The organism is Methanoregula sp. (assembly GCF_041663825.1).
In the GTDB taxonomy this organism is placed as follows: domain Archaea; phylum Halobacteriota; class Methanomicrobia; order Methanomicrobiales; family Methanospirillaceae; genus Methanoregula.
Genome location: NZ_JBAYLY010000005.1, coordinates 82,640 through 107,723, shown reverse-complemented (window position 1 = coordinate 107,723; position 25,084 = coordinate 82,640). Strand labels below are relative to the sequence as shown.

At 52.1% G+C, this 25,084-nt stretch carries 30 protein-coding genes and 1 pseudogene; 16 read left to right on the top strand and 15 right to left on the bottom strand.

All coding sequences use genetic code 11. The features are described from left to right. Window positions 1-250 precede the first annotated feature (250 nt). Together WCX19_RS03870 and WCX19_RS03865 are read right to left on the bottom strand one after the other, a co-directional pair. Window positions 251-2,422 (bottom strand): tubulin-like doman-containing protein, encoded by a 2,172-nt coding sequence (locus tag WCX19_RS03870; RefSeq protein ID WP_373005282.1) that lies wholly within the window; start codon window positions 2,420-2,422, stop codon window positions 251-253. Window positions 2,423-2,424: 2 nt separating this feature from the next. Further along, window positions 2,425-3,324 (bottom strand): hypothetical protein, encoded by a 900-nt coding sequence (locus tag WCX19_RS03865; RefSeq protein WP_373005279.1) that lies wholly within the window; start codon window positions 3,322-3,324, stop codon window positions 2,425-2,427. A 181-nt stretch (window positions 3,325-3,505) separates the two neighbouring features. Between WCX19_RS03865 and WCX19_RS03860 the strand changes: the two genes are divergently transcribed. After that, entirely contained in the window at window positions 3,506-3,811 is a 306-nt protein-coding gene (locus WCX19_RS03860; RefSeq protein WP_373005276.1) for a hypothetical protein, read from the top strand. 58 nt (window positions 3,812-3,869) lie between these two features. Then, window positions 3,870-4,406: a hypothetical protein gene (locus WCX19_RS03855; protein ID WP_373005273.1), complete on the top strand. Its 537-nt coding sequence runs from the start codon at window positions 3,870-3,872 to the stop codon at window positions 4,404-4,406. Between the two features lie 130 nt (window positions 4,407-4,536). Here the strand turns inward: WCX19_RS03855 and WCX19_RS03850 are convergent, their stop codons facing one another. Then, on the bottom strand, window positions 4,537-4,839 hold the full coding sequence (locus WCX19_RS03850; protein ID WP_373005269.1) for a hypothetical protein: 303 nt from the start codon (window positions 4,837-4,839) through the stop codon (window positions 4,537-4,539). Between the two features lie 165 nt (window positions 4,840-5,004). Between WCX19_RS03850 and WCX19_RS03845 the strand changes: the two genes are divergently transcribed. From WCX19_RS03845 to WCX19_RS03815, 7 genes are all read left to right on the top strand, one after another. Next, the gene (locus tag WCX19_RS03845; RefSeq protein ID WP_373005327.1) at window positions 5,005-5,190 is read left to right on the top strand and encodes a DUF2281 domain-containing protein; all 186 of its coding nucleotides are present in this window, start codon (window positions 5,005-5,007) and stop codon (window positions 5,188-5,190) included. A gap of 154 nt (window positions 5,191-5,344) precedes the next feature. Continuing rightward, the gene (locus WCX19_RS03840) at window positions 5,345-5,563 is read left to right on the top strand and encodes a type II toxin-antitoxin system HicB family antitoxin (RefSeq protein WP_373005266.1); all 219 of its coding nucleotides are present in this window, start codon (window positions 5,345-5,347) and stop codon (window positions 5,561-5,563) included. Further along, complete coding sequence (locus tag WCX19_RS03835; RefSeq protein WP_373005263.1) at window positions 5,560-5,766, top strand: type II toxin-antitoxin system HicA family toxin; 207 nt, start codon at window positions 5,560-5,562, stop codon at window positions 5,764-5,766. Before WCX19_RS03840 ends, WCX19_RS03835 begins: the two co-directional genes overlap by 4 nt. Before the next feature lie 440 nt (window positions 5,767-6,206). Then, entirely contained in the window at window positions 6,207-6,521 is a 315-nt protein-coding gene (locus WCX19_RS03830) for a hypothetical protein (protein ID WP_373005260.1), read from the top strand. Between the two features lie 34 nt (window positions 6,522-6,555). Then, the gene (locus WCX19_RS03825; protein WP_373005257.1) at window positions 6,556-7,032 is read left to right on the top strand and encodes a hypothetical protein; all 477 of its coding nucleotides are present in this window, start codon (window positions 6,556-6,558) and stop codon (window positions 7,030-7,032) included. Then, window positions 7,016-7,273, top strand: a complete 258-nt coding sequence (locus WCX19_RS03820) for a hypothetical protein (RefSeq protein ID WP_373005254.1) — start codon at window positions 7,016-7,018, stop codon at window positions 7,271-7,273. The genes WCX19_RS03825 and WCX19_RS03820 overlap by 17 nt, the downstream gene beginning before the upstream one ends. A 100-nt stretch (window positions 7,274-7,373) precedes the next feature. Next, window positions 7,374-7,700 (top strand): hypothetical protein, encoded by a 327-nt coding sequence (locus WCX19_RS03815; protein WP_373005251.1) that lies wholly within the window; start codon window positions 7,374-7,376, stop codon window positions 7,698-7,700. A gap of 77 nt (window positions 7,701-7,777) precedes the next feature. Here WCX19_RS03815 and WCX19_RS03810 read toward each other — a convergent pair whose 3' ends face one another. From WCX19_RS03810 to WCX19_RS03775, 8 genes are all read right to left on the bottom strand, one after another. Then, on the bottom strand, window positions 7,778-7,900 hold the full coding sequence (locus WCX19_RS03810) for a hypothetical protein (protein ID WP_373005248.1): 123 nt from the start codon (window positions 7,898-7,900) through the stop codon (window positions 7,778-7,780). A gap of 642 nt (window positions 7,901-8,542) precedes the next feature. Then, window positions 8,543-8,908 (bottom strand): hypothetical protein, encoded by a 366-nt coding sequence (locus tag WCX19_RS03805; protein ID WP_373005245.1) that lies wholly within the window; start codon window positions 8,906-8,908, stop codon window positions 8,543-8,545. Beyond that, a complete protein-coding gene (locus WCX19_RS03800; RefSeq protein ID WP_373005242.1) occupies window positions 8,905-9,123 on the bottom strand; it encodes a hypothetical protein in 219 nt (72 codons plus the stop codon). Before WCX19_RS03800 ends, WCX19_RS03805 begins: the two co-directional genes overlap by 4 nt. Beyond that, complete coding sequence (locus tag WCX19_RS03795; protein ID WP_373005239.1) at window positions 9,123-9,506, bottom strand: hypothetical protein; 384 nt, start codon at window positions 9,504-9,506, stop codon at window positions 9,123-9,125. The genes WCX19_RS03800 and WCX19_RS03795 overlap by 1 nt, the downstream gene beginning before the upstream one ends. A gap of 222 nt (window positions 9,507-9,728) precedes the next feature. Then, window positions 9,729-9,968, bottom strand: a complete 240-nt coding sequence (locus tag WCX19_RS03790) for a hypothetical protein (RefSeq protein WP_373005236.1) — start codon at window positions 9,966-9,968, stop codon at window positions 9,729-9,731. 80 nt (window positions 9,969-10,048) lie between these two features. Beyond that, the gene (gene mutL / locus WCX19_RS03785; RefSeq protein ID WP_373005233.1) at window positions 10,049-11,908 is read right to left on the bottom strand and encodes a DNA mismatch repair endonuclease MutL; all 1,860 of its coding nucleotides are present in this window, start codon (window positions 11,906-11,908) and stop codon (window positions 10,049-10,051) included. After that, the gene (gene mutS, locus WCX19_RS03780; protein ID WP_373005230.1) at window positions 11,905-14,616 is read right to left on the bottom strand and encodes a DNA mismatch repair protein MutS; all 2,712 of its coding nucleotides are present in this window, start codon (window positions 14,614-14,616) and stop codon (window positions 11,905-11,907) included. The genes mutL and mutS overlap by 4 nt, the downstream gene beginning before the upstream one ends. A 101-nt stretch (window positions 14,617-14,717) precedes the next feature. Beyond that, entirely contained in the window at window positions 14,718-15,497 is a 780-nt protein-coding gene (locus WCX19_RS03775; protein ID WP_373005227.1) for a metalloprotease family protein, read from the bottom strand. A 144-nt stretch (window positions 15,498-15,641) separates the two neighbouring features. Between WCX19_RS03775 and WCX19_RS03770 the strand changes: the two are divergent. Further along, window positions 15,642-15,827 (top strand): annotated as a pseudogene (locus WCX19_RS03770) (DUF255 domain-containing protein); the annotation flags it as partial. A 38-nt stretch (window positions 15,828-15,865) separates the two neighbouring features. Here the strand turns inward: WCX19_RS03770 and WCX19_RS03765 are convergent. Both WCX19_RS03765 and WCX19_RS03760 read right to left on the bottom strand, forming a co-directional pair. After that, entirely contained in the window at window positions 15,866-16,342 is a 477-nt protein-coding gene (locus WCX19_RS03765) for a pyridoxamine 5'-phosphate oxidase family protein (protein ID WP_373005224.1), read from the bottom strand. A 232-nt stretch (window positions 16,343-16,574) separates the two neighbouring features. Continuing rightward, the gene (locus WCX19_RS03760) at window positions 16,575-17,903 is read right to left on the bottom strand and encodes a 2'-5' RNA ligase family protein (protein WP_373005221.1); all 1,329 of its coding nucleotides are present in this window, start codon (window positions 17,901-17,903) and stop codon (window positions 16,575-16,577) included. Window positions 17,904-18,034: 131 nt separating this feature from the next. Here WCX19_RS03760 and WCX19_RS03755 point away from each other — a divergent pair, with 131 nt between their 5' ends. From WCX19_RS03755 to WCX19_RS03730, 6 genes are all read left to right on the top strand, one after another. Further along, window positions 18,035-18,631, top strand: a complete 597-nt coding sequence (locus WCX19_RS03755) for an acetate uptake transporter (protein ID WP_373005218.1) — start codon at window positions 18,035-18,037, stop codon at window positions 18,629-18,631. A 221-nt stretch (window positions 18,632-18,852) separates the two neighbouring features. After that, window positions 18,853-19,545, top strand: a complete 693-nt coding sequence (locus tag WCX19_RS03750; protein ID WP_373005215.1) for an HAD family hydrolase — start codon at window positions 18,853-18,855, stop codon at window positions 19,543-19,545. 144 nt (window positions 19,546-19,689) lie between these two features. Continuing rightward, complete coding sequence (locus tag WCX19_RS03745; RefSeq protein WP_373005212.1) at window positions 19,690-20,232, top strand: pyruvoyl-dependent arginine decarboxylase; 543 nt, start codon at window positions 19,690-19,692, stop codon at window positions 20,230-20,232. A 1,685-nt stretch (window positions 20,233-21,917) separates the two neighbouring features. Then, window positions 21,918-22,067, top strand: a complete 150-nt coding sequence (locus WCX19_RS03740; protein ID WP_373005209.1) for a hypothetical protein — start codon at window positions 21,918-21,920, stop codon at window positions 22,065-22,067. A 14-nt stretch (window positions 22,068-22,081) separates the two neighbouring features. Then, a complete protein-coding gene (locus WCX19_RS03735; protein WP_373005206.1) occupies window positions 22,082-22,615 on the top strand; it encodes a GNAT family N-acetyltransferase in 534 nt (177 codons plus the stop codon). A 12-nt stretch (window positions 22,616-22,627) separates the two neighbouring features. After that, window positions 22,628-22,843, top strand: a complete 216-nt coding sequence (locus WCX19_RS03730) for a hypothetical protein (protein ID WP_373005203.1) — start codon at window positions 22,628-22,630, stop codon at window positions 22,841-22,843. A 420-nt stretch (window positions 22,844-23,263) separates the two neighbouring features. On the opposite strand, the gene WCX19_RS03725 is transcribed toward WCX19_RS03730, so the two are convergent. Both WCX19_RS03725 and WCX19_RS03720 read right to left on the bottom strand, forming a co-directional pair. After that, window positions 23,264-24,127, bottom strand: coding sequence for a hypothetical protein (locus WCX19_RS03725; RefSeq protein ID WP_373005200.1), 864 nt, complete (start codon window positions 24,125-24,127; stop codon window positions 23,264-23,266). A 189-nt stretch (window positions 24,128-24,316) separates the two neighbouring features. Then, window positions 24,317-25,084: an AAA family ATPase gene (locus WCX19_RS03720; RefSeq protein WP_373005196.1), complete on the bottom strand. Its 768-nt coding sequence runs from the start codon at window positions 25,082-25,084 to the stop codon at window positions 24,317-24,319.

Sequence of the window (25,084 nt, the reverse complement as noted above, 5' to 3'; positions counted from 1 at the left end):
TCAGACCTTTCAGGGTACTACTCCTCACTCCTTGGTACATGGATAGCAAATGTACTTGGTTCTTCGTACTCTCCCAATCCGGAGCGGACATGCCGCGTATCGCTTGAGTATCCTCTGATTCGAGCAACGCTCGTTCAGTTTTCTCTTTTATCCAATGTATTGTGCCAACTCACTGAGATTCATCCACTGCGCGCTGCTTTTAGTTAGTTTATAGCAGTGGTTTAAATTAAGCAATCACCAAAAGAAAGAATTATTTCTTGTATAATTTCGGATACGCTGTACGTACAAGATCATCATCCGGGAACCATTCCGGATAGGCAAAAATCCTGCCAATATCCCCACTGAGTTTCGCAGATTTCTGAAGTTTTTGTTGGTTATATTCCTCTTTCCTCGTGTGGTACTCATCGATATCCTCTAAACGAATCCCGAGAGAGAAATGAAGGAAAATAATCTTTTCCTTATCATAGGTCTCCGATTTGATATATTTGGGGGATGTTGTAAAGAAGACACTGTGGTAGTCATCGATGAACTGGTAATTGCTGCTGTTGCATACAATAAATAAATCATCCTCTCGTTCAGAATCCCCGGTGGTGTGGGACCGGGCACGGATATTGACCTCCCTCCCTTTGGCAGCCTGGTTCACCCTCCCAAGCATAATACCCGTTAGTTCTTCCTTACTGAAATTGAGTTTTTTAAGGAGTTCTGGAATATCACTGTCGGGATTTATCATTATCTGGGATTTATCGGACAGGGATAGTTTATCCAGATCCTCTTGCTTAATCGTTAGTGAGATTTGGCGACCCCAGCCGGCACTCATCAGTTTCTCTTTAAGTCGTTTGAGGGCATTTTCACGTCCCTCAACACATTCCTGTAAAGCAGGCACCCCGGTTTTTTCATGCAGTTCACGAATTTTCAAATCGCGGCATAAATTCACACTGATATACTCATACAATGACTGCGATTTATCCCACCGGGATTTTTTACTGTCAAGATCGCTTAAAAGTTGTTCAATCTTCTTATTGGCCGCTCTGATTGTATCTCCTTGTAGAGGGTGTACCACTATACGTTTAAGGGAAGTAAGATTCTGCTGGTTCTCTTCTTTCCTTGCAATAAAAAGTTCCCGGATTTTGCGGTATTTCTGATCATTGCTGTAAGTAAGAAGATTCTGGATTTGAGGCTTTGACCAATCATATGTGCCAAGATCCCTCCAGAGATCGGTGATCATTTGTTCATATTGGGATTTATCATCCCCTTCCCGTTTCCTGTATTCGTTCTGAAGAATTCCCGCAAAGTGCTTGAGACCTCGCAATTTGTGCTCGTCATATACTGCTTTGCAGTGTTTCTCAAGTGAGGGGAAATTGACATTCGCAAAGTCCTGCTCAAGAATGGTTAAGACTTTCTTCTTCAGCTGATCTTTAATATCGTTGGAGAGAACCCGGCCTAACCGGTCATTTTCCTCTGCCACTTTGATGATCTTTTTAATGGGAATAATAAGTTCACTTTCCCCAAACGGCACATAAGGACTGGAGATATTTTCCCAGGGGTTTTCAAATCCATCCTGCTGGGGGAAGGTAAACATCATGTTGGCAATAATTCTGTTACTGTTTTGCAGGTAATCTTCCATCTCAATTGCTTGTTCCTGAGTGGGGGTAGAGTTTGCCATCTCCTCATTGATCCCGAGAAGGAAATATCGTAAAAATGGTTTTTCCTTTATTTCAACAGGCTTGTCTGATTGAAACGGCTGGATCTTCAGGTCGGGGGGAAGAGTCGCCATAATATCTATTTCTTTGAGCGCGGCATAGGAATTTGCAAAATATCGGGGATTAAACTCCGCATTTGACAGGTCAAAAATATTTGATGCCGAAGGAAGCACCCCGATACAATAAATATAGGGTTTGATAGCGCCACGGTTTTCTACTACTTGCTTAACGATCATTTTTACATCGGCAATCAAGGATGGGAAGGATCCGCTTCCGGTTCCCCCACCAATTGCATGAACAACCCAGATAATGAGATGACCTTCTGTCTGACCATTTCCACCTTTTTTTTGCCATCCATTACGGAGTTCAGTCAAAAATTTTGTAATTGTTTTGTTCGCTTCGTTCCTGTGGATATCATAGAGAAATCTTCCGTAAACGCGATCCCGCACTGCGCCCTCTCCCTTTGCAGTGATTCCTGGATAGAGATACGGGCAGGCAGGGATCAAGTCATCCTCGATGGCATAGCCGGTTTCTGTCAACTCAATTTTTGTAGTATATGGATCAATCTCAATGTATTTTTTCAGATCTTCCTTACTGGAATCAAGACCGATACTTCGCAGTTTATCCGGTTCGCCGTACTCTGCCACCATCTCTTTGAATGTTCTGAGAACCCGTATACCTGCTCCGCCAAGACCGATCACAAGTGTTGGTGCAAATGTCATAATTAAAACCCGCCGTTGTTTCCTTTCTTTTCAATTTGTGTTTCAGATTGATGAGTATCCTCTTTCTTTTCTGAAGGTTCCAGGGGCAACATTTTATCAGATATCAGCATTTCTTCAACGGATGCTCGAATAACCGAAATATCCGATTCGTCAGCTCCCACAAGTTTATCACGTATTTGTAAGAGATCCGACTTCCATTCTCTCCTGATCTGTTGGATCTCCCGCTTCATCTGCGATTTTGTTCTTAACAGGATAATCAACAGGATAAAAGCGACGATTACAGCAATTGCGGCTATTCCTGTTAATGTATAATTCCAGACTGGAACTGCTGCCTTGCTTTTCTGTTCGTCATTATATGCTGTTTGTAATTCGTCGAATTTGAACCATACCGAATCTTTTAAATCTCCCGTTAATGTGAACTTATCCTGGGTTATTTTATTTCCTTTCTGGTTATTATTGAGGATGGGCACAAATTCTATGTCCGCAGTTCCAATTGTCAGATCCTTGTTTCTTATCGTTTTGGGATAGGCATTAAATGTAATTGTAACCTTTTCACCACGTTTTAATTCTGCAATTGACCATGTTTTTCCGTCCCCGATTTTTCGAATATCAGCGGGCACTGTCTGCTGATAGGGAGAATCAAGGGTATACGAAAATGATCCTTCGTCAATAAATGCTTCAGACTCAGAAAATTTCAACGATATATCCTGAATATCATTATCTACGGCAGCAATCCAGAATTTTACGTTGATTTCCTCTCCAAACGGCGGATTTGTGAGGGATGCTGCATCATACGCTTGTGAATAACCATAGTCGATGTATTTACCGGATACCGGTGAAACGCAGAGAATTATTCCAACAATAATGATTATTAGTTGAAACCATAAGATACGCCGCATCATATTTCATTATCATTTATCATAATATTTATAGTAACTCATTTTTATGACGGAAACTGCCTGGCGGGCCATGATAATTAACCCCCGTAAATCACCGTTCATCCAGCCACTGAATTTGTTATTTTAAGTTAATCTATTGTCCTGGTTTACAATAGTTTTGAGTGGGGGCTAAAGTTCTTTTGAAGTGCTGACCGGGGATACCGGTACCATCACACCGGAATTTGTCCGCTCGCTTCTTGCCGGTTCTCCGGTGCTCGGATCGTGGCTTTCCGGTCTCAATGAGAACGAGACAAGGACAATCGAAATTATGATTGAACAGAACCGTCCCGTGAGTTTCGAGGATCTTGCGGATCTGCTTTCTGTCAGCCGGGTTGCCGCTGCAGGATACATCCAGAAACTCATCGAGAGAAAAATTGCATTCCAGCTCGACAGCCCCGGGAAGAAACGGCTCTTCCAGGTGACCGGTGAGTTCCGTTCGACCTTCGCCTGATATCCCGGCAAGCGAATAATCCTTCTTTATTATCTTCCATCGCCATCTTCTTCTTATTATGACTGTCCCGGATATAGAACCGGTTACTATTCCTGAAGGTGAGCGCTGGAAGGTGCAGCTTGAAGACTGGAAGATGGCCAAAGAACGGATCAACCAGTTTGACCAGACCGTCGTACGGATCAGGACCACCGGTATTCCGATTATCCTTGTCATTATTGGCGTAGGACTTACGATTGCCGACCGGCTCACAGGGGTTGTCGTGCCTGTTATTTCCTGCAATGGCGCCGCCCTCCCGTTTCTTTTTGCCGCATGTTATATCCTCCCGGTGGCACTGCTCGATCTTGTCCATTATCACATGTTGTTACTGGCCGTGGAGCATGCAAAATCGATCGAGGAATCCGAAAGTTTCCAGGGTCTGCTTGGGCTCACGAACCGGCTTACCTCCAAAAACCTGAATGTCATTCATTTTCTTGCCACCCTCCTGATCTATATCCTGTTGTTTGCACTTACCCTCGCTCTTGCCTTCTTTTTCTGGACCGGGGCCGGGCCGACGCTTGTGCAATCCGGATCGGGAATTATCGGAAATATTTTGTGATGTCGGATCCTGAAGCATACCGGTGAATGCAAAAACAGAATCTTAAATCTGGAATGACCGGCGAGATACGGGGGTTTTTCCTCAGGATCCCACTCCCCGGAATACGTTTCTGACCGCTCATCTTTTCTCATCAGACTCCTCCCACCACTCTCCCCTCCACACCATTCATCATCCGCATCCGCCCCAGAATATTTTTCCGGGTCTCGCCCGTCCACCGCAAAGAACGATTCCCTCGGGATGGAGCAGTGCAACAGCCGGGTGCGGAAGCGACAGGCAGTCCTCTCAAGTCCACGACCATTTTCCCGTCATCGTCCATCGCCACGGTCCACGCGAGCGACCAGGCCAGTTCCTCGGCCCGGGCGTTCTGGAGTACCGGCCTGAGATATGCCATGAGCTGCGGGTCGGATGCAATAGGCAGCGGGATGCCCGCCAACTTTTCCCACCAGAAGGCCGTCGGGGTCCTGTCCGGGGAAAAAGTGTGTTTCCATAACGTATACGGGCCAGTACAATGATAATTCATGCGAAAGGATTGTATCCCTGAAAATCCAGAGAAAAGTGAGTATTATGTCATCGTCTTCCAGTTTTAGTCGAAGAAAAAATCCAGACGCTGCCACCGGATCTCCGGGCGGAAGCGATTCATTACATCGATGAACTCGTGAAGCGTTCAAAAATGAGATCCTCCAAATCGTTCCGGTGCGCTGCCGAAGGGACTCTTGCAGAGCTCGGTTCAAAGTACTCATCCGTGGATCTCCAGCATAAGGCCCTGGAATGGCGGGGAGCCTGATGTATCTTATCGATACAAATATTTTTTTTAGATCATTCCTGGATTGATGAAGTTTCATCCACTCAACACTATTTTTGGTTTTACATCCATTTGTGATACGAACCCAATCCGGAATGAGCAAAAGAGATAAACCGGGAAGGTATAGGTAAGGGTAATGAAGGTTCTTGTAAAGTTGGTCCCGGAGGAAAGGGGGGGCTTCTCAATATTCGCCCCTGAGTTCCCCGGCTGCATGTCCCAGGGTGAGACTGAGGAGGAGGCGATCCAGAACATCAAAGAAGTGATCCCCGTCTTTGTCGAACTGAGGAACAAACGGCAGGAAAACCCCCCCCACAAACTGGTGCCCTATACCCGGGAGATTGAGATCGAGGCATGAAACTCCCGGTAATCTCCGGACGGGAGATGGTAAAGGTACTGCACCGCAAGGGCTGGAAACCCTACCGACAGACCGGGAGCCACGTCATCATGCAGAACGCCGACGAAACGCAGGAAATCAGCATTCCCCAGCATCGGGAGTTATCGGCGGGAATCGTTCATGAATGTATCAGGGTCGCTGGTTTGACTGAAGATGATTTCTGATCTTCACTCCCAGACATCCACGACCTTATCTCCCTGCCGGACAAATTTCCGGTGTCTCCGTGCGACTGGCATGCCGGGGAACGCGAGGATTGATCTGAAAAAAACAAAAGACACCGGCAATGATTGAGAAAATTTTAGATCATGTGTGGACATGGGGAGAATTTTTGTCACACCCTATTCAGTTGGAGGGCAGGTCACTACCGGATTTTGACCGGTCAGAGAAGGGAAGAGTTGTTCCGGAGGATCTGTTCCGGAGTTCTTTCAGTGACCGGGAGTAACACTGCCCCGGCAACCCGGCAGGTGCAACCTTCTGGAATTGACGATAAAATGGCGATCCTGTCGGTGAATGGATCGTGATTTTTTTATGTTCGTGTAAACGCAAAGAAGTGTGTTGTAACCTACCACAAACACCTTGGAGCAACAAAAAAAATCTATCCGTTATGAAAGTATCCGCGAAGAAAGATGAGTATCCCTCAGTTGATTCGTGGAATTACGTCACGGTCGAAGGTTACTGCATGCTTAACATGGAATACGGCATGTGCAGCAGCCGTTATAATTACGAGTTAAAACCGGATGGATCCTTTGTACGCAGAAAGAACCAGCAGTACGATCCGACCGTGATCCCCGACCCTTTCCCCGACAACTGTCCACGATCCATCCAACCCTCCTGTATCGGGTGCCCCCATTTTGCCTGGTGCAAACCGGATCATCCCGGGAGAAGTGTGCAGAGCATCAGGCCCCGTACGATCAGATAATCCCTTTTTCCGGGTTAAAAAAAATAAAATAAAATTGCGATACTCCAACGGCTGCACGTTCTCCTGCGAGGCCGCCCCTGAAGTGCTGCCGGGTCGTACCGTGGGAATCCCGAAGGCTATCGTTCATCACGCATTCAGTAACTCCTCCCACCACTCTCCCCACCACACCATTCACCTGCCGCATCCGCTCCAGAATATTTTTCCGGGTCTCGCCCGCCCGAGTCCACCCGGCGGGAAAGTCTTTTTAGGATACATATCCTATTTGTCCCACATGCAAGTAACAAAAGTAAGACCGTACCTGTCCTCAGAAAACTGGAGGGAGATTAATGGATTGAGACAGGCCGGAGAAACCTTCGATGATGCAGTAACCCGGATCCTTGAGGAGAGGAAGAAGAAGCAGTTACATGCGGATATGCTGGCAGCCCGTGCCGAGGATGATTATATCCCGCTCGAATCCCTCACCGCAGTTCAGGCGATAAAAAAGGAGCGGGAACTTGCAGGTCAAGGTTAAACCTAAGGCCCGAAAGTATATTGAAAGCCTTCCGGAGAAGTCCCAAAGGATCATCGCCGAACATCTCATGCAGTTGGAAGACCTGCAGACCGCCAGAGATATCGAGCGCATTCTGGAAAATGACTGGAGGATGCATATTTCCCACACCTACACAGCGTTTTTCCATATCGAGGGAGATAACGTTTTCATCGATCTTTTCATGTCAATAGAAGAGGCACATAAGCGATACGGCCGGCTATAATCCACTGTTTTTTTAACTGACGCGGATATCGAATAGCAAATAAAAAAATTCCGAAATACCGAACGGGACGCGAAAAATCCAGATTACCCGAAAGAATCGTGTGCAGAGCGCCAGTGCGGACGCGGGGATCCCCGAACCGGTGTTCCAGGAAGACCAGGGCTTTTCAGTAATATTCCGGAAGGATATGTTTAACCGGGATTATCTCGTGCGGGAAGGATTATCGGAGCGGCAGATATCCGCAGTTCTCTATGCACGTGAGAACGGAAAAATCACCAACGCGGATTATCAGCGGATCGCTGATGTATCAGCAGCGACAGCACGGCGGGATCTCAAAAATCTTGTTGGCAGGAATATTTTAGAGATGAAGGGTGTCCGGAAAGGAATTTATTACGTCCTTAAAAACACCGTCCATACCTCAAGCACATGATGCGAAAATGACGCATATCTGATGAAAATGACGCATATTTGACGCACAAATGAAACTGTTGTGCATAGGTATCCCGGTCATTCATGTGAAGTGGGGCAGTCATGCCGGTTACCTCCCTTCCTGTCCTTCGTGTTCGTCGCCCGTTCGTCGCCCGTGCCCGTGAAGTTCGGGGCATTCCGGCCCGGATCCCCTATCCGCATTCTACCCTTCCAACATCCACCAGCCCATCCGGCAAAAGATCCGCCTCCCAATTGATGCTATTTCGCCATCTCATTTTACGACGTTAAAATTCCTCAAAAACCATCATTTCCTGTCGGTTTTCCGCGAATTCCTGTCACCGGGCCGGAAAACAAGGGGGACCGGGGCAAACATCAGGCTTCGTTTCCCGGAAATGCCTGGCCGGACACCGTGAGTCAACCGTGATCCCGGAGACCGGATGAGACCGGGTCCTGCCAGGATCGCGCGAGGAACTCTCCGACGTGAGGTCTCCACAATGGCCTTCGGAGCCCCATATCTTCGTTCTGCCAGACCCACATCCACCAACCCGTCCTGAAAAATGATTGCCCCCGGATTAGTGCTATTTCGCTATCTCATTTTACGGCGTGAAAACTGCTCAAAAGTCATCATTTCCTGTCGTTTTTCCGGGAATTCCTGTTGCCAAAACGAAAAAATGAGGTAATCGGAGCCCGAAACGGGCCTGAAATACCCGGTGTCAGCTCGGGTGCTTTCAGGGTGATCGTACCAGTCACCCCGAACATACAGATCCCGGAAAAAAGGGATCTGCCAGGGAGAACTCTCTCCCCGTGCCGTCACTTCTGTCCGCCCAAACCTGTTCCCCCGCGTCATGTCCCGGCCCGGGGGAGGGGTGTCCCGTCCCTGCCCAGCTCAATGACTGCGGAATTTTCGATCCGAAAGAACCGCAGAGTCTCGTACCGTGAATAGAGCCAGAGCTCCCGGCAGACCGGCCCGCCATCCGGGATCTCCCGGATCCGGTGGATCGGCTCACGATACAATTCCTCCACTTTCTGGATCGGCTCCCCGAGCCGTTCTGATCTCTGAACGGTCACCAGGATCACGTGGCCGCTTGTCGTGATCAGGATGTCAAGCGCCCGGTCTTTTCCCTGATCGATCAGGTGAACCGTGCCCCGCTGGCACGCGACCGTCTCTGCAATCTTACGCCCCAGTTCGGGATGCCGGCCCCGGGTCATCTGCTCTCACCGCCGCGTTTCCTGCCCGCCCGCTCTGACTGGTACTCGCGGTTTACCGGCCGGGTCCGGATACTCACCGTGTAGAAATGCCGCTGTGTTCTTTTTACCGCGACTCCTTCCAGGTCTTCCCCACAGGTCCTGATCTTCTGCATGATCACGTGCGGGATCAGAAAGAGCGGGATATCTTCCATGACTTCAGCCGGTCTCCGGGGCATCAGGACCGCCCCCGCTTCCCGATTGCATCCATTCTCTTTTCCAGCCGGGAAATTTTCCGCTCCAGCCTTTCTGCGATCCGCTCGTCGCGCTCGTAGAGCGCAAAGATCAGATCGATACTCCCCTCTTCCACCCGGCTCCCGTCATCTGCCGGCGCCACGGGAACCTGCGCCGGGGTTTCCGGCATCGCACTCCCCGCTCCTGCCCCGGGGCTGAGCACGCCAAGCCCGATCACGATCCGATCGCGGCGCTTCGGGCTCTTCCCCCTGCTGCATACCGGCAGTGATGCCGCTGCCCGTTCGAGTTCCTCTCCTGTCCCGGCCGCGCCGGACGCGATTACATCCGACCGGGCCACTGCCCCGTGATTTGCTGCTGATACTTCCATTTATCCATCACCATTTCCCTGGTCTTTTCCTTCGAAACCTCCATCCCTTTTTTTTAGCACCCGGTACCTGCTGCCCGGTACCGCGATTGTCCCGTTTAACGCCAGTCCGGGGAGAGATGTATCTCATGCAGCAAATTTCCCATCCTGTCATGAAGCGGACGGCAGGCTCTCCAACATCCGCATCAGGCAGGATCGATACACGTCAAGCGCCCGGACCGGCGGTCACCGACGTATGATAAAAACAGCGGGCAGAAGAGTACCATACCGGGTGTCCGCGTGCATTTTCCCGGCAATGGCGATCGGCTCGAACAATTCCTGTGGGATAACAAAAAACAGCCCGAACAGTCCGCACATGGTGATCATGGAGACATAGAAAAACTTCGCGATCCGGGCTGCCGCTTTCTTTGCGTACCCGAGCCTGCGGAGTTTCCGTGCCACCCTCGTGCAGAAATTCTGGAACATGCTTCCCCTTACCCATGGAGAACGACAGGTTCGTATTTAAATTACTGTGATGGTTATGGTTAGCTGTATCGGGATTTTTCTCACGTCCGCTTGAACATCTCATCCAGTTTTGCCCGGGAGAACCGGACCATGGTCGGCCGGCCGTGCGGGCAGGTGAACGGGCTCTCTGTAGCCCGGAGCTGGTTGACGATCCGCTGGCACTGCTCAAGCGTGCAGACCGTGCCTGCTTTTATCGCGCTCCGGCAGGCAATGATCCTAGTGATCCGTTCCCGGTCGCTGACCGGCCGGGTGGGATCGCTGTTTACCAGATCGCTTACCAGATCGTCAATCTGTTCTGTCCCCTCAATCTTTCCCATGATGGCCGGGACTGACCGTACAAGGAACGACCCGCCCCCGAAATCTTCGATCACGACACCTTCCTGTGCGAGCGTGGGAGTAAGTTCGCGGAGGATCGCTGCGTCCTTTGGCGGTCGGTGGATGATCGCAGGGACGAGCAGTTCCTGCGCGTGCCGGGCCGCCATGCTCCGGCTTACCTGTTCGTAGAAGATCCGCTCGTGAGCAGCGTGCTGGTCGATGATCATAAGTTCGCCATCGGGAGCGGCGGCAAGAATATAGATGCCGCCGACCTGCCCGATCACTTCCATCGCGGGCACGGCAGCAGTGACCGGGGGCACTCCGCTTGCAAGTTCTGTCTGCCGGAGCCGGTGATCGGTCGAGACAGTGCCGGTGTGGGTCGTTTCGGTAAGCGCAGACTGGATTGCGGTGCCCGGGTCGGGCGAGGCCGGTAACGGTGGTACCCGGGCCCCGGCACCGTACGGCTCCAAAGGTTCTGCAACTCCCGGAGCGGTCCGGACGGGTGCGATCCCTGCCCCCTCAAGTTCCCGGTTCTCCGGACGGGGTACGGCGACATCTGGGATCAGGTCGTTCTTCATGAGCGCCGAATGCACGGCTTCACGCACGGCATCCACGATCTCTTTTTCCTTCGAGAGCCTGACCTCCTTTTTTGTCGGGTGGACGTTCACGTCAACGAGCCGGGTGTCGATGGCAAGCGAGAGGAAGGCGACCGGGAACCGGTCCCGGGGAAGGAGTGTTCCGTATCCCTCCTTGACCGCAGCCGTAACCGGAGACGAGGAGATGTACCGGTCGTTGATCGCGATGAGGATCCGGTCGTGGTCCTTGCGCGAAAGTCCCGGCCGGGAGACAAAACCCGTGATGCGCATGAACGGCAGGTCGGAATAGACCGGCACCAGTTCGCGGGCGCAGTCGTTCCCGAAGATCCGGGCGATCGTATCGAGCGGCTGCGTGGTCCGGTCCGTGACCAGCTGCTCGCGGTTGTTGTGGGAGAACTTAAACGCGACCTGCGGGTAGGAAAGGAAGATCCCTTCGAGGATCCCGTGGATGCGGGCAAGTTCCGTGTTGAGGTTCTTCTGGAATTTTTTCCGGGCCGGCGTGTTGAAGAAGAGTTCCTCGACAAGGATACTTGTCCCTTCAGGCGCCCCGGTCGTTCCCTGCTCCTTTACAGTGCCGCCGAGCACCACGAGTTTTGTCCCGCCAGCCGTGGTGCTGCCCCGGGGTTTTGTAACGAGCGTCACTTTTGCGACTGCGGCAATGCTCGCGAGCGCCTCGCCCCGGAAACCAAGCGTGTGGATCTTAAACAGGTCATCAATTGCGGTAATCTTGCTTGTCGCGTGCGGGGCAAAGGCCAGTTCCGCATCGGCCGGCGACATCCCGCACCCGTCATCGGTCACCCGGATGGATGAGATCCCGCCCTGCACGGATGTGATATCAATCCGGATGGTGCGGGCCCCGGCATCGATCGCGTTCTCCACGAGTTCCTTGACGACTGAGGCCGGGCGCTCCACAACCTCGCCAGCCGCGATCTGGTTGATGGTCGCCAGATCGAGAACCCGGATCGTCCGCCCGCTTTCGTCCGCCTTCACCGTTCCGCCTCCTCCGGGTCGGTCTCACCGGACTTGTTTACAAGACTTTTAAGTTCGGCAAGTTTGGCGAGGGCCTGCATCGGTGTCATCGTGTCTGGATTCACCCGGGACAGTTCCGCGACCAACGGGTCCGGTTTTTCCGGCCCTGCACGCACCGGGGCACTGTCATCCACGAGCAGGATCTGGGTGTAGCGCTGGGGTTTTGCACCCGGGGCAACGGCCCGGTTGAGGGACTCGTTGAGGATCATGTCGGCACGGTCGGTCACTTTCTTTGGAATCCCGGCGAGCCTTGCCACATGGATACCGTAACTCTTGTCGGTCGCACCGGGGATGAGTTTCCTCAGGAAAACAACGTCCTGCTTTGTCTCCTGCACTGCGAAATGATAATTTTTCACCCGTTTTAACTCCCCTTCCATGTCGATGAGCTCGTGAAAGTGCGTGGCAAAGAGCGTCTTTGGGCCGGCAGAAGATTTGCCGTGCAGGTATTCGAGCACGGCCTTTGCAATAGAGCACCCGTCCACCGTGCTTGTGCCCCGGCCGATCTCGTCAAGGATGACAAGACTTTTCGGGGTCATGTTGTTGAGGATATTTGCGAGTTCAAGCATCTCGACAAAGAACGTGCTCTGGCCGCTTGCAAGGTCGTCGAACGCGCCGACCCGGGTAAAGATCCGGTCGATGATCCCGATGCATGCCGAACGGGCGGGAACAAAACTCCCGGCCTGCGCCATGATGCAGCAGAGCGCGACCGAGCGCATGTAGGTGGATTTCCCGGCCATGTTTGCGCCGGTGATGATCATGATCTGGGTTTTTGACCCGGAAAGGTCTGCATCGTTTGGCACGAACCCGCCGGCAAGACTCCGCTCGACCACCGGGTGCCGCACGTCCCGGCAGGAGATTGCATCGCCGTTATCCAGTTGGGGTCGTACGTAATCGCCGGCCTGCGCGACATCGGCGAGCGCGGCAAAGACATCGAGCGTTGCGATCCCGGTTGCAATCTGCTGGAGGGCGGGAATCTTTGCCCGGATTTGATCGATGAGCCCGGCATACAGTTTGCGTTCGAGCGCGAGCACCCGCTCGTCGGCGTTCGTGATCAGTGCTTCTTTTTCCCGGAGTTCGGGGATCGTGTAGCGCTCGCCGGTTGCCGTTGTCTGGCGGCGCTCGTACCGGGCCGGGACAAGAGAGACGTTGGTCTTACTCACGTCGATGTAATAGCCAAAGACCCGGTTGTACCCGATCTTCAACGATTTTATCCCGGTCTTCTCCCGCTCCTGCTGCTGGAGTTCGACAATCCAGTTCTTCCCGGAGTGCAGGATGCCGGTCATCTCGTCAAGTTCTGCCGAGTAACCGGGCCGGATCACGCCACCGTTCTTTGCGATTGCCGGCGGGTCATCGGTGATGGCCTTCCTGACAAGATCGATGACATCCGGGAGGAGAGAGAGCATGTCCCGGGATTCTGCCACGCGCTCCGGGACAGCAGGGCCGGGTGATGGTGGCGCTGCAAGGCATTTTTTCATCTCCGGGATTGTCGCAAGCGAGTCGGCAAGCGCCACAAGATCGCGGGGGCCGGCATTCCCGTACGCGATCCGGGCCGTGATCCGTTCGATGTCGGCGTGGTGCGAGAGCAGGCCGGAGAGCGAGAGGCGCAAGGCCGTATTTTTCACAAAATATTCAACCGCGTCGAGCCGGCCGTTTACCTGCGCGACATCCGTGAGCGGCCGGGTGAGCTGCCTGCGTAAAAGCCGGCTGCCCATCGGGGTCTTTGTCCGGTCAAGCACGGAGAAAAGCGTCGCGCCCCGGGTGCCGCCCCGGATACTCTCGTGTACTTCGAGATTGCGCAGCGTGACCGCGTCAAGCATCATGCTCTGGGCAGACGTCCGCACAGAAAGCCCGCTCACCTGGGGGAGTGCAGACTTCTGGGTCTCCTCTGCATAAGCGAGCGCGGCTCCCGCCGCCCCGACTGCTGACGGCATCGCGTCGCACCCGTAGCCGGCAAGGGATGTCGCCCCGAAATGGTCGAGCAGGGTGCGTCCCGCCCGGTCCGGGAGGAACCGGTCGTCGGCGTATGGCGTCACTACGACACCGTTCTGCTGAAGGGAGGTTCGCAGGTCTTCGCCAACGGTCGACGGGACAATGCACTCGGCCGGCCGGTACCGGGCGATCTCGGAACGGATATTCTCGACAATGCCTTCGGACGGGAGCGCCGATACAAAAAATTCTCCGGTCGAAATGTCAAGGAGCGCCACGCCCCAGTCGCCGCCTTTTGTTCCGGGTGCTACCGCCATAAGGTAGGCAGCGGCAGACGAGGGAAGCATCGCCGGGTCGATCACGGTACCGGGGGTGATCACCCGGACCACCTCGCGCTTCACGAGCCCTTTTGCGGTCTTCGGATCCTCGATCTGCTCACAGATCGCAACCTTGTAGCCTTTTGCGACGAGCCGCGCGATGTACCCCTCGCCCGCATGGTGGGGAACGCCGGCAAGCGGGATGCGCCGGTCACCGTTCTTTGACCGCGAGGTGAGCACGAGATCCAGTTCGCGGGATACGATCTCCGCGTCTCCTTCAAGCGTCTCAAAAAAATCCCCGATATGGAAGAACAGGATCGCATCGGGGTACTGTGCCTTGATCTCCCGGTACTGCCGCATCCCCGGGGTGAGGTTCCTGTCATCATCGGCCGCCGCACCGGTGTCAGAACAAGGCTCATTTTTCATCTGTATTACTGTTTTGCTATACGGGAGATTAAACCGTGTGGATCCGGTAAAGTGGCGCTCCCTTATTTTGTGTATACCGGTGATTATGGAGGGCGTCCCTGTTACGGGGAGTTCCGGTAAAACACGAGGGCCGGCAGCGACACGAGAAGTGCGACGATTTCGAAGGCAAAACCAATCGCAAGCCCGGTGCCAAACAGGTTAATGACCGTAAAAAAGATGCCGTTAACCGTCGGGATTCCCGTGGCAAGGATACAAAAACCGGCGATGATGAGGATCAGGATCCCGACGACTGCGTTTTTGAGGTCCTGCGTGCTCGGGGAAAATGAGAGAACAAGGCTCGTCACGAGATACAGATAGAGGAGGAACCAGCCGTTGAACGCAACAAAAAGATTCTGGTACAGGGTCCGGCCGATCATAACGACCAGAGAGTACACGGAGGCATATGAGTCCAGCGCCGGTATTGCAGAGAAAAATGTGCAGCCGGCATATGTCCCGAACACCCACGTAAGTGCGGCAAGTACAAGCGGGAGGAAAAAGAGTGGGGCCGTACTGATGATCACGTTCCCGAGAACGGGAATCGCCGGCTGCGTGTAGGAGACCACTCCCCCCTCTTTTGAGAGCAGGACAACTTTTTTTATTTTCGCGCCGGTCACGAGGCAGCCGATGATATGAGCACACTCGTGGACGACAACACCGGGTGCGCTCACGATAAAATAGAGCCACGGGAGCCTGAGTACACGCGCCCAGATGTGATCGAGCAGGCGCGAGAGTCCCATGACGACGAGTCCGGTAAAAATGATAACTATAAACGCAACCATTGCCGGCGACACTTTAGCTCTCCATGATGCAGTATGTCCGATGGCATCGGTAAAAAAGTGCATGTCCCGTTCAGGGATATGCCCGGTGGATAAGGTGGCTCTCTCCGGAAAGCCTTGACACGGGAATGCCTCCCGGACTCTCCCTGGAACCGCCAGCACCGCATTTTGATCCCGGAGACCATCCGGTAAACCGGCTTATCCGCGAGAAGAGCCCCTGCCGTATCCCGCATGCGTACAAAGCCGGTTGACTGGTACCCATGGGGCGATGAAGCGTTCTCCCGCGCCACTGGGGGCAGCAAACCGGTTTTTCTCTTGATTGGGTACCCGGCGTGCCACTGGTGTCACGTCATGGCGGACGAATACCTGGCGGACAAAAAACGGCGGATGACGTAGTGTAAAATTTAAAAAAAATGCAATAAACAGATAAAAAATTACAGGTTTTTCAGGGCAACAAGATCGCGGACGCCCACCAGTTTCCAGACAAGCGACCGCTCCTCTTCAGCAATCCTTGCCGGGGGATCGGCCGGGGAATGCCCGAGCGCGGCAAGAATGTTGCTGGAGAGTTTGCGTTCCACGATCAGGTTGACAAATTTTTCCCGGATAATCTTCTTCTCTATCGAGTCCTCTACTTCGTCAAGAAGTCCCTGCAGCGTGACAAACGTATAGGACGAGAGGTCTTTGGTATATTTCTCGATTTCCACCGACACATGCGGACTTTTCCTGAAATATTCCTGTTTCTTGCCGTACTTGGTGGAGAGGAAATACATGAATGATCCATCAAACACGTACAGGAACGGCGCGATGTAGGGGTATTTCTCTCCTTGAAATGCGATCCGGCAGACATATCCTCTCTCGATCAACCGGTCATATTCCTGTTTATCCATCCGGGGGATCTTTACAACGTCCATTAATTCGCTCCAATCTGCATTCAGGCAGAAAGATAATAAACCTTCGTAAATCAGCCTGCGAAGATTGCACAAGTGGCCGTGGCACAACCCTTCGGCAACAATTGCATTTCAGATCCCCTTACATGAACTCCCGCTAAGAGTAAGTCTTGTGCCGGGTCGTATATCCGCAAATCAAAAAGCCCGTCAAAAAAATCAGGGCACAGCGAAGGCGGATAGGAAACACCCCGCCGCCTTACCGCACGTACGGGTACCGTACGAGCAGGGGCTCCCCGGATCGTGATGCCTGTTCCCTGATGATCCGGCAGATCTCCTGCAGGCTCACGGGACAATAACCGAGGACCTCTGCGCTCACGTTGACCCGTTTTTTGGCAACATCGATGAACGGGAATGCGCGAAGGTCATTGTTGTGGTGATGGCCGTGGATGATCCAGCCGTCAAAATTTTTTGGTGCGTCGGCCGGGTCATGGACAAGAAGGAACAAAATCCCGTCACAGGTAAGGTTCGCCATCGGCACGGTACCAACAGAGAACGAGGTGTCGTGGTTCCCGGCAACAAACGTGATATTCCCGTTAAGGCGTGTCCGGTACTCCGTTTCCGGGCGTGCTTCCCTGCCGTACCGAAGGTCGCCAAGGAAAAAAACCCTGTCTGATGGTGCAATATGATAATTCCAGTTGTCGATGAGCACCAGGTCCATCTCTGCCACATCCGAGGGGTCAAAGGGGCGCGAGCAGTACCGTATGATATTTGCATGACCGAGATGGAGATCCGCGATAAGAAAAATCTCGTCCGGCCCGTGGACGACCGGGGCAGAGAGTTCAAACCCTGCGCTTCTTCGGTACAGCGCGAGGGTTTCCTGCCATGATCGGGGATCGTGGATCTCTTCCTGTGAAAGCCAGCGCTGCCGGAGAAGATCGTACTCACCGAGGATCTCATCGTTGTGCATGACCGTTATCCGGAGACCGGCGTCATCGAGCAGGACAGGCCGGATCGGGAGTGCGTGGTGCCGGTGCCGGAATCCGATCCTTTGTGCCAGTGCGAGAAGACGGGTGCGCAGGCCAAACGAAGCCGGGGTATCCCCGGGACAGCCGGCTGCACCGGTTTCCTGCGCGGCAAGCATGGATACGATCTCTTCGGATTTACCCGGGGGAAGAAGGTTTGCGATGGTGACATGGAACCATTTTTCTTCAGGCCGCAGGTCCCACACATTCAGGCTGACCGTGAAACGGGAAAGCGCCCGGGCAAGAGCCGCAGTCAGTCCGGTAAGCGCGGGGGAGGGACGGACGGAAAATGCGACAACGCCTCCGTGCATCCCCTCACGCCGCTCCCATCCATCGAGCGTAAACGGGATCGTACCGAACGTTCCTGCAATCGAACCGACGGTATCCATCAGGTGCTGTGCAGTATCCGGATCTTCGAGCGTGAAGGGGCCGTACAGGGTCACGTGCGGGTGCTGTTCCCGGTAGCGTTCTGCCCCGGACTTTTGCGTGATGGCGCGTGTTATCTCCTTTATCCGCCACCGGGTCCGGGCAAGACGGATCTCGACAAGATAGGTGTCGTCCATGAAATAATCGCCCGCTTGTACAGGTTTGTTTGCGGCAGGGGATTAAAAGGGTGCTCCGGAGAGCAGGTGGAAATCAGTTTCCATATATACCAATAAAAAAAAGTCTAACATCCATTCAGGTTTGATTACTGATGACTGAAGCAAACAGTAACAAGAATTCAATTGTTGAGATTAAGGACATCACTGCAGGAGTGGCGGCACTCGGGCTTCTGGGATATGGTATGCCAGGAGTCCTCACTGGACTTGCGAACGCCGGAATAATCCAGACCGGATCGATGGTCCTGTCCATGGCCATCTTCATGGGCGGATTTGCCATGTTCACAGCAGGCCTGATGGCATGGAAGAAAGGTGATACCTATAGCATGGCGGCCTATTGCTCGTTTGGTCTGTTCTGGTTCTCATATGCAGTACTTCTCCTCCTGCCGGTGCTCGGGCTCGCAAAAGATACCGGTGGTGCGGGTGCAATGGCTTCATATCTCGCTCTCTGGGGTCTCTTCACGCTGATTATGTTTATAGGATCTCTGAAAATATCACGTGCACTCCAGTTTGTCCTTGGGACGCTTGCACTCGTGTTCTTCCTCGAAGCCGCTGGCACTGCTACGGGCATCGGTATGTTCACCGTGATCGCCGGGTATCTTGAAGTAATCAGCGGCCTTGCTGCAATTTACACAGCCCTCGCACCGGTTCTTAACGATCTCTATGGCAAGATAGTCGCGCCACTGGGATAAGAGATTCGCGTGTCGGTTAAAAATATAAAAATTCAGGATTAGATCCCTTCCCTTTTTTTATGGCAATAATCTCGCGCCGGAAAATGTGTGCACTGGCGCTTTTAAAGTGCTCAATTCGTTGTCGGATGGGCTGATTCAAGTGGAGCGTAAAAAAATACCGGTTTAATGTTGCCTTAAGGGCTAAGCTCATTGAGATTGAGGACCAGAATATACTAGCAAGAATGCCGGAAAAAAGTTGTCAGAAACCTGTCTGTGCTCTTTTATTTGATATGGACAATACGCTCTTTGACCTTGTCGGGGCGCAGATTGCTGCATGCGACTGCGTGGTGCGCCACCTTGGTCACAGTGACGGTGACGAACTTTTCTCCTATTTCCTCAACACCTCCCACGGTTTTGAGTCCACGGAAAATATCCGGCAGTATATGCAGGAACGCCATATCCCGACAGACGGGATATATGACGAGGTCTGCCATATCTATGCAACAGAAAAACTCCGGTCCATTACCCCGTATCCCGGTGTAACAAAGACCTTGCGGGCAATCCGGGAGATGGGGTTTGCTATGGGCATTGTAACTGACGCGGAAAGAGCAGATGCTATCCCAAGGCTCGGTAAATGCGGGTTGTCACCATTCTTTGGCTGCATAGTGACTTTCGATATGGTCAGGGTAAAAAAGCCGGCCCCGGACCCGTTTCTAGCGGCGCTTGGTACGATCCGCGCACTACCGGAAGAAGCAATTTTCATCGGTGACAGCCCCCGACGGGATATTGAACCCTGCAAAAAACTTGGGATCCGGACAGTGTATGCCCGGTACGGGGACCGGTTCTCGAAGACCCGGGACTATTCGGGTGCTGATTTTGTCATCGACCACATGGATGAACTCCTTGAAATTGTAAAAGGTTTGCCGGTATCCTGACCCGGATCCTGCTTATGGTTATCGCAATCCGGGTAAACACACGCTCTCCATTTATACGAGTGCGCCGGAAATCCTGCATTGTGACGGTTTTCGCAGGGAATTACGACAAAAAATTAAAAAAGCCACAGGTACCATTAAAAAAACATGTTTGTTCCAACGAGGATCTTTTTTACCAAGGGGGCAGGAATCCATAAAGATCGTCTTGCGTCGTTCGAACTGGCGCTCAGAAAAGCCGGTATCGAAAAATGCAACCTCGTGTATGTGTCGAGCATTTTTCCGCCGAAATGCAAACACATTCCCTCCCGCACCGGTCTTCGGGAACTCCAGTCCGGCGGCATCACGTATTGCGTGATGGCAAGAAATGAGACAAACGAGCCAAACCGGCTGGTCTCTGCCGCAGTCGGGCTTGCACTCCCAAAAGACGTTGAGGAATACGGGTACCTCTCCGAGCATCACGCATATGGTGAGATACAGGACAAGACCGGGGAATATGCCGAGGATCTTGCGGCAACGATGCTTGCGACAACACTCGGTATCGAGTTTGATGCGAATGCCGCGTGGCAGGAACGGGAACAGACCTATAAGGCAAGCGGCAAGATTATCCGGACAAAACACGTCTGCCAGTCTGCGCAGGGTGACAAGAACGGGTTGTGGACAACCGTGATTGCCGTCGCGGTTTTCCTGTAATCTTTACCCTTTTGGGAACCTATCCCGCATCTTTTTTTATCCTTACAGATGAGCCGGTTATTTCCCGGAATCCTCGGAAGTTCGTGACCCGATCGTTTTTTTGTAAAACCTCAAGCGGATAAGTTGAGGTTTTTTCCGGAAACGATCATGGAAGTACCCCCACCTTTTGCGGACAATGGTGATCGGGGCGATCGATTCTGAGATGATCGGTCCGATCATTTTTTTTGCGGAGCACAACGCAGGGGGAGGGGGGCTACCCCTGATCCGCGTGTGCTGGATGTCGGCCCGACCATTTCTGAAATTGGCCGGACCGATCGGTTTTGAGAATGATCTGACCGACCATTCCGTCTCGTCAGAGACTCCAGTGGAAGCGAATGTTGTGGCACTGGAATAAAAGAGGCCGCCCCGACCGATTTTAAAATCGATCGGACCGATCAATTTTTTTTCGGAGCGGGAAGTGGGGGAGGGGGGGTGACCAATTTTTTTGGAGGCGGGGGGTGGGGGCGATCTTTTTTGGAAATTGCCGGGTCGCGAGCCGGTCTTTTCCTGAGAATCTTGTGCAGCTGATCCGGATATTTTCCGGAATCTCCGGTTCGTGATGCGGATTTTTCCGGAAATCTCCGGGTCCGGCCGGAAGATCCGGGTTGTGTGGAGGGGATGTCGTGGGGGCTGACGGCCCCCACACCCCCACGAACGAGGATTGCCGCCGCACCAAAAAGGGGCGCCCCCGCGGCGGATCATCCGGACGACCGGCGCCCGAGCGAGAGGCCCGATGAAGTGCCCTGGCGACTTCGGGCATCAGCGATGGGGGGAGGAATCGCGAATGATATTCACAGTTTTCTCCAAAAAAATACGCCCGTAAAACCGTCCGATTCCACAGGAAGTGGATCGGGGCGATAATATCGCGTTATTTGCAAAAATAAGCCCAAATTGAGCCCTATATAATACCCTTTGCCGCCTCATATTCGCGTTCTGGCAGCGGTCATTTTCACCATCAACAGAAAACCCATCCGGGTATGAGATCTGCCTGAAAAACGCGTCTATGTAAACGTTTTAATTCACCCGATTGCCAAAATAAGGTTGATTTGGGGTTATTTAGGAACGGAGGCCAAATTGGGCTCCGATCGGATCCCGAAATGGTGAATCCGGGCTCAAATCTGGCCCGGATTGGTGTAGCCCGGATCAGGTGGATAAGGGTAATCAACCATACTCCTTCGACGCGAGAATGCTTTTGCCGGGAGTCAGGAAAAGATCCGCTACACTCTAGAGCCGGAGAGACAAACAACTTCGAAAGGAAAGAGAAATTTCCCCACAGGAATTTTTTAGTGAGCCGCTGAACCAGAGCGATGCCTGACGCGAGAAAACGCGTCGTACGAGTACGGGAATTTCCCGGCCCGGCCGGCGCAAGAGGGAATGTATGAGTTGTAAGTTTGCGAAAAATGTCTCCGGAGGTTGCGCTTAAAAAATAAGGATCCCCTTCACGGCCGGTGAATTCCTCATCATGTGTAGTATTAATCACGATTAGGAAACGTAATGAGTCGCCGGGACAGGAGGAGTTTCGCGGGGGATGTTCGTGTCAAACCACAACCGATCTCAATCCGACCGACCCCGCACCATCCTCAACAAGAGAGTAGATATAATTTTATGTGTATATACTAAAACAACAAAATATCCAAGGTGAATCTATGGCAAAACCAATTGAGATCGGGCTTGTGCTCGAAGGTGAGGATGCACGAGCGTTCCAGAAGTACCTGGAGCACCCGACATTTACCCGCGACGGCCTCGATCTTATGCGTGAGGCAAAACGCGATGCCGAGCACGCAGGGCTTGACTAAACGCCGGCCTCATAATGATCGCCCCCATCCCTTTTGAGGATCTTGAATTTGTTCTTTTAAATGCCGGCCATGATCTATCCGGATTTCACTCGTCCGAGCCTGAACTCGATGATTTTTTAAAAGAGGACGCACTCGTTAACCAGAACAACCTGATTTCCGTGACGCGGCTGGTACTTCTTAAGGGAGTCGTTGTAGGATATTTTACGCTCGTTAATGACAGCATTGAAGTGAGGGCTGTTGAAGAGTGCGACCGCGAGGAGAGTTATCATTTCCGGAAATATCCGGCAATCAAGATTGCACGGCTGGCAACGCACAGCGATTATGAACGGTTCGGCATCGGGCGGAGTATGCTGCGGAAGATTTTCGCTGTCTCGATTACGCTCTCCCATTATATCGGCTGCCGTATCATCACGGTCGATTCAAAGCACAGTGCGGTCGATTTCTACAAGAAATTTTCCTTTAAACAAGCCATCAGATCTCCGGGGGAGACCGTCCCGCTGTATCTCGATCTAAAGAATGCACTCCAGCGGATCTCGCCGGAATCGTAACGGTATTGTCAAATGTCCCGTGATATAAAAACGCTCAATGAGATCAGGATCCAGGGTTTTGATGTGCTGGTGAAAAACCTTGGGCCTGCGGATGCGATCCGGTTTATCCAAAGTTATACCCACGGGAGCGGGGATTACACAAAAGAGCGCAAGAACTCGCTCGAAAAGGATTTTGATACGGTTGTCAACGGGATCATGGAACACCGGAAAAAGAGATCCCGGACGTAATTTTTTTCGTCCGTGCTCCATTACTCCGATGCAGGGGTTATTTTTTCCGGGATTATTTTGTCATGAAAATTTTGAAAACTTCAGACGATGGAGCCGGCAAAAGGAAATTCGAGTTTGGAGTGCAAAATTTTCATTGCTTTGGTGCGAAGTCTTTGTCTTCATGCGGGTTTTTTTAGGAACCGGCCAGAGTCTGCCGGGATGGAAAAGTCCGTCCGAGTAAATGACAAAACTGTTCCGGCTTTCACGCGTTCCGTTGCTGGAGTATAACGACCATGCGAGCTGGACGACCCGGGGCCATTTTTCGACGGGGTCGTTTGTTGCGGAGTGTTTGGGGAGGCCGGTGGTCTCGGTGTCGAGGAAGAGGAACATCCGGGATAATTTTGGAGGGGATGGTATTTGGGGTTGGGGGTTTGGTTTTTATTAGGATTTTCTTGGATTTGAATATTTAAAATCTAAATCTGAAAGAGCCCGAATTATTTCAGTGAAGAATTTTTCATACGAATTGAGATATTGTAGCATAAAATCCTCTATCCCAATATAACCCTGTGGAGAGGGATACTTCAAAGTACAATCAATAGTTTTTTCACCATCGATAGTATTCGTAATGCTGATATAACTCCCAGAATCGTTAAAAAATGGGGATTTTTCCATTGCTCTTCGTTGTCTAGTATCTGGAATATACGGTGGAGGGATTTCCGGGATTATCACAGGATAAATAATGATTTGTTGAACGCCATTGATAACTCGCCTTTCGTATCCACATGATGTGGAAATAATTCTACAATGGACAAAATGATGTCTATACTTACGAAGCCTGTCAAGCCAGTCAAGATTTCCTCGGACTTCATCAAATATCAGGCCTCGATTATTTCCATTATTTACAAGTCTCATTAAAGTGCGTATACTACTACAGTTTATCCCTGGAAAGTGAAGCGAGCAACCGAGAGCAAGAAAGTCAACCGAACTTTTGAGAGCCTCAAGAAAAGCGGATAATTCAAAAATATAATGATCCGCAGAATAAGATAATTTGACATTATACGGTCCATTATCCCCAATATCTTGCGTATTAGGGGTTTGTGCAAATTCTTCATGTTCATTGAGAAATCTTCTAACATTATTATAATGATAAAAAGCCGCTCGATATTTCCGGAATGAGTGCATAAAAATTGTTTCATAACTTTCTTTGTCATGTTCCGATTTAAACATCGCAATTGAGGAAACGGGAGCACTATCAAGTTTTTTAAAATAATTATCCAGAGTATCGAAAATTTTGTCAGAACTCATAAATATCTCCCAAAATTAACATTCTCTTGCTAATTTTTTTGGCATACATGGTATGCTATTTCACTACGATTGCATGAATATTCTCGATTTTGAGAATCAATAAATGAAATCGCTTCCAAAATCGGTGTGAAAATGCAACTAATTTTTCTTTGTTTTAGTGTTTGTTCATCTTCCATGGAATAATCGCGTTTATTCTTCCGGCCGTGCATGTGCCATTTCAATAAGTTTTCCCGCGAGCCCGCGCACCGCCTGCCATGCCGGGCTGTTGTCCGGTATGCCGGAGACCGGGGTCGCTGCAAGATCGGCGGCTTCGACCGACGGGTCTTCCGGGATTGTGGCTATCGGTTTTTCCTCACCGATATCCACGGGTGCCGCACCGGATTTGTACCGGTTGAAGACCACGTGGATCCGTGACTGTTCAAGCCCGAGCTGGGTGGCAATCTCCCGTATCCGTGCGATGGTCCGCAGGCCCCGGGCCCCGGGATCGCTCACGATTAACAACACGTCCGGCTTCCCGATCGTGCCCCGGCTGATGTGCTCCATGCCGGCCTCGGTGTCGATCACGAGGAACCGGTAATCGCGTTCGAGCTGCTGCATGCACTCCGAGAGAAGATCGTTTGCGAAACAGTAACAGCCGGTGCCCTCGGGCCGGCCCATTGCGACGAGATCGAATCCCTTCGATTCCACGAGCGCCTGCCGGAACCGGAACCGCACGTAATCGTGCCGGTTCATGCCCGGGGGAATATTCCTCGTGAAGGCTTCTTCGCGCATGCTCCCCAGCGTCTCTCTGACCTCGACCCCGAGGGCCTCGTGGAAGTTCGCGTTCGGGTCGGCATCCACGGCAAGCACCGGGCTCTCGCCGGCAGCGATGAATGCCCTGACAAGGAGTGAGCTGAGGGTAGTCTTGCCGGTGCCGCCTTTTCCGGAGAGTGCAATGGTAAACGGGCGTGTAGTCAT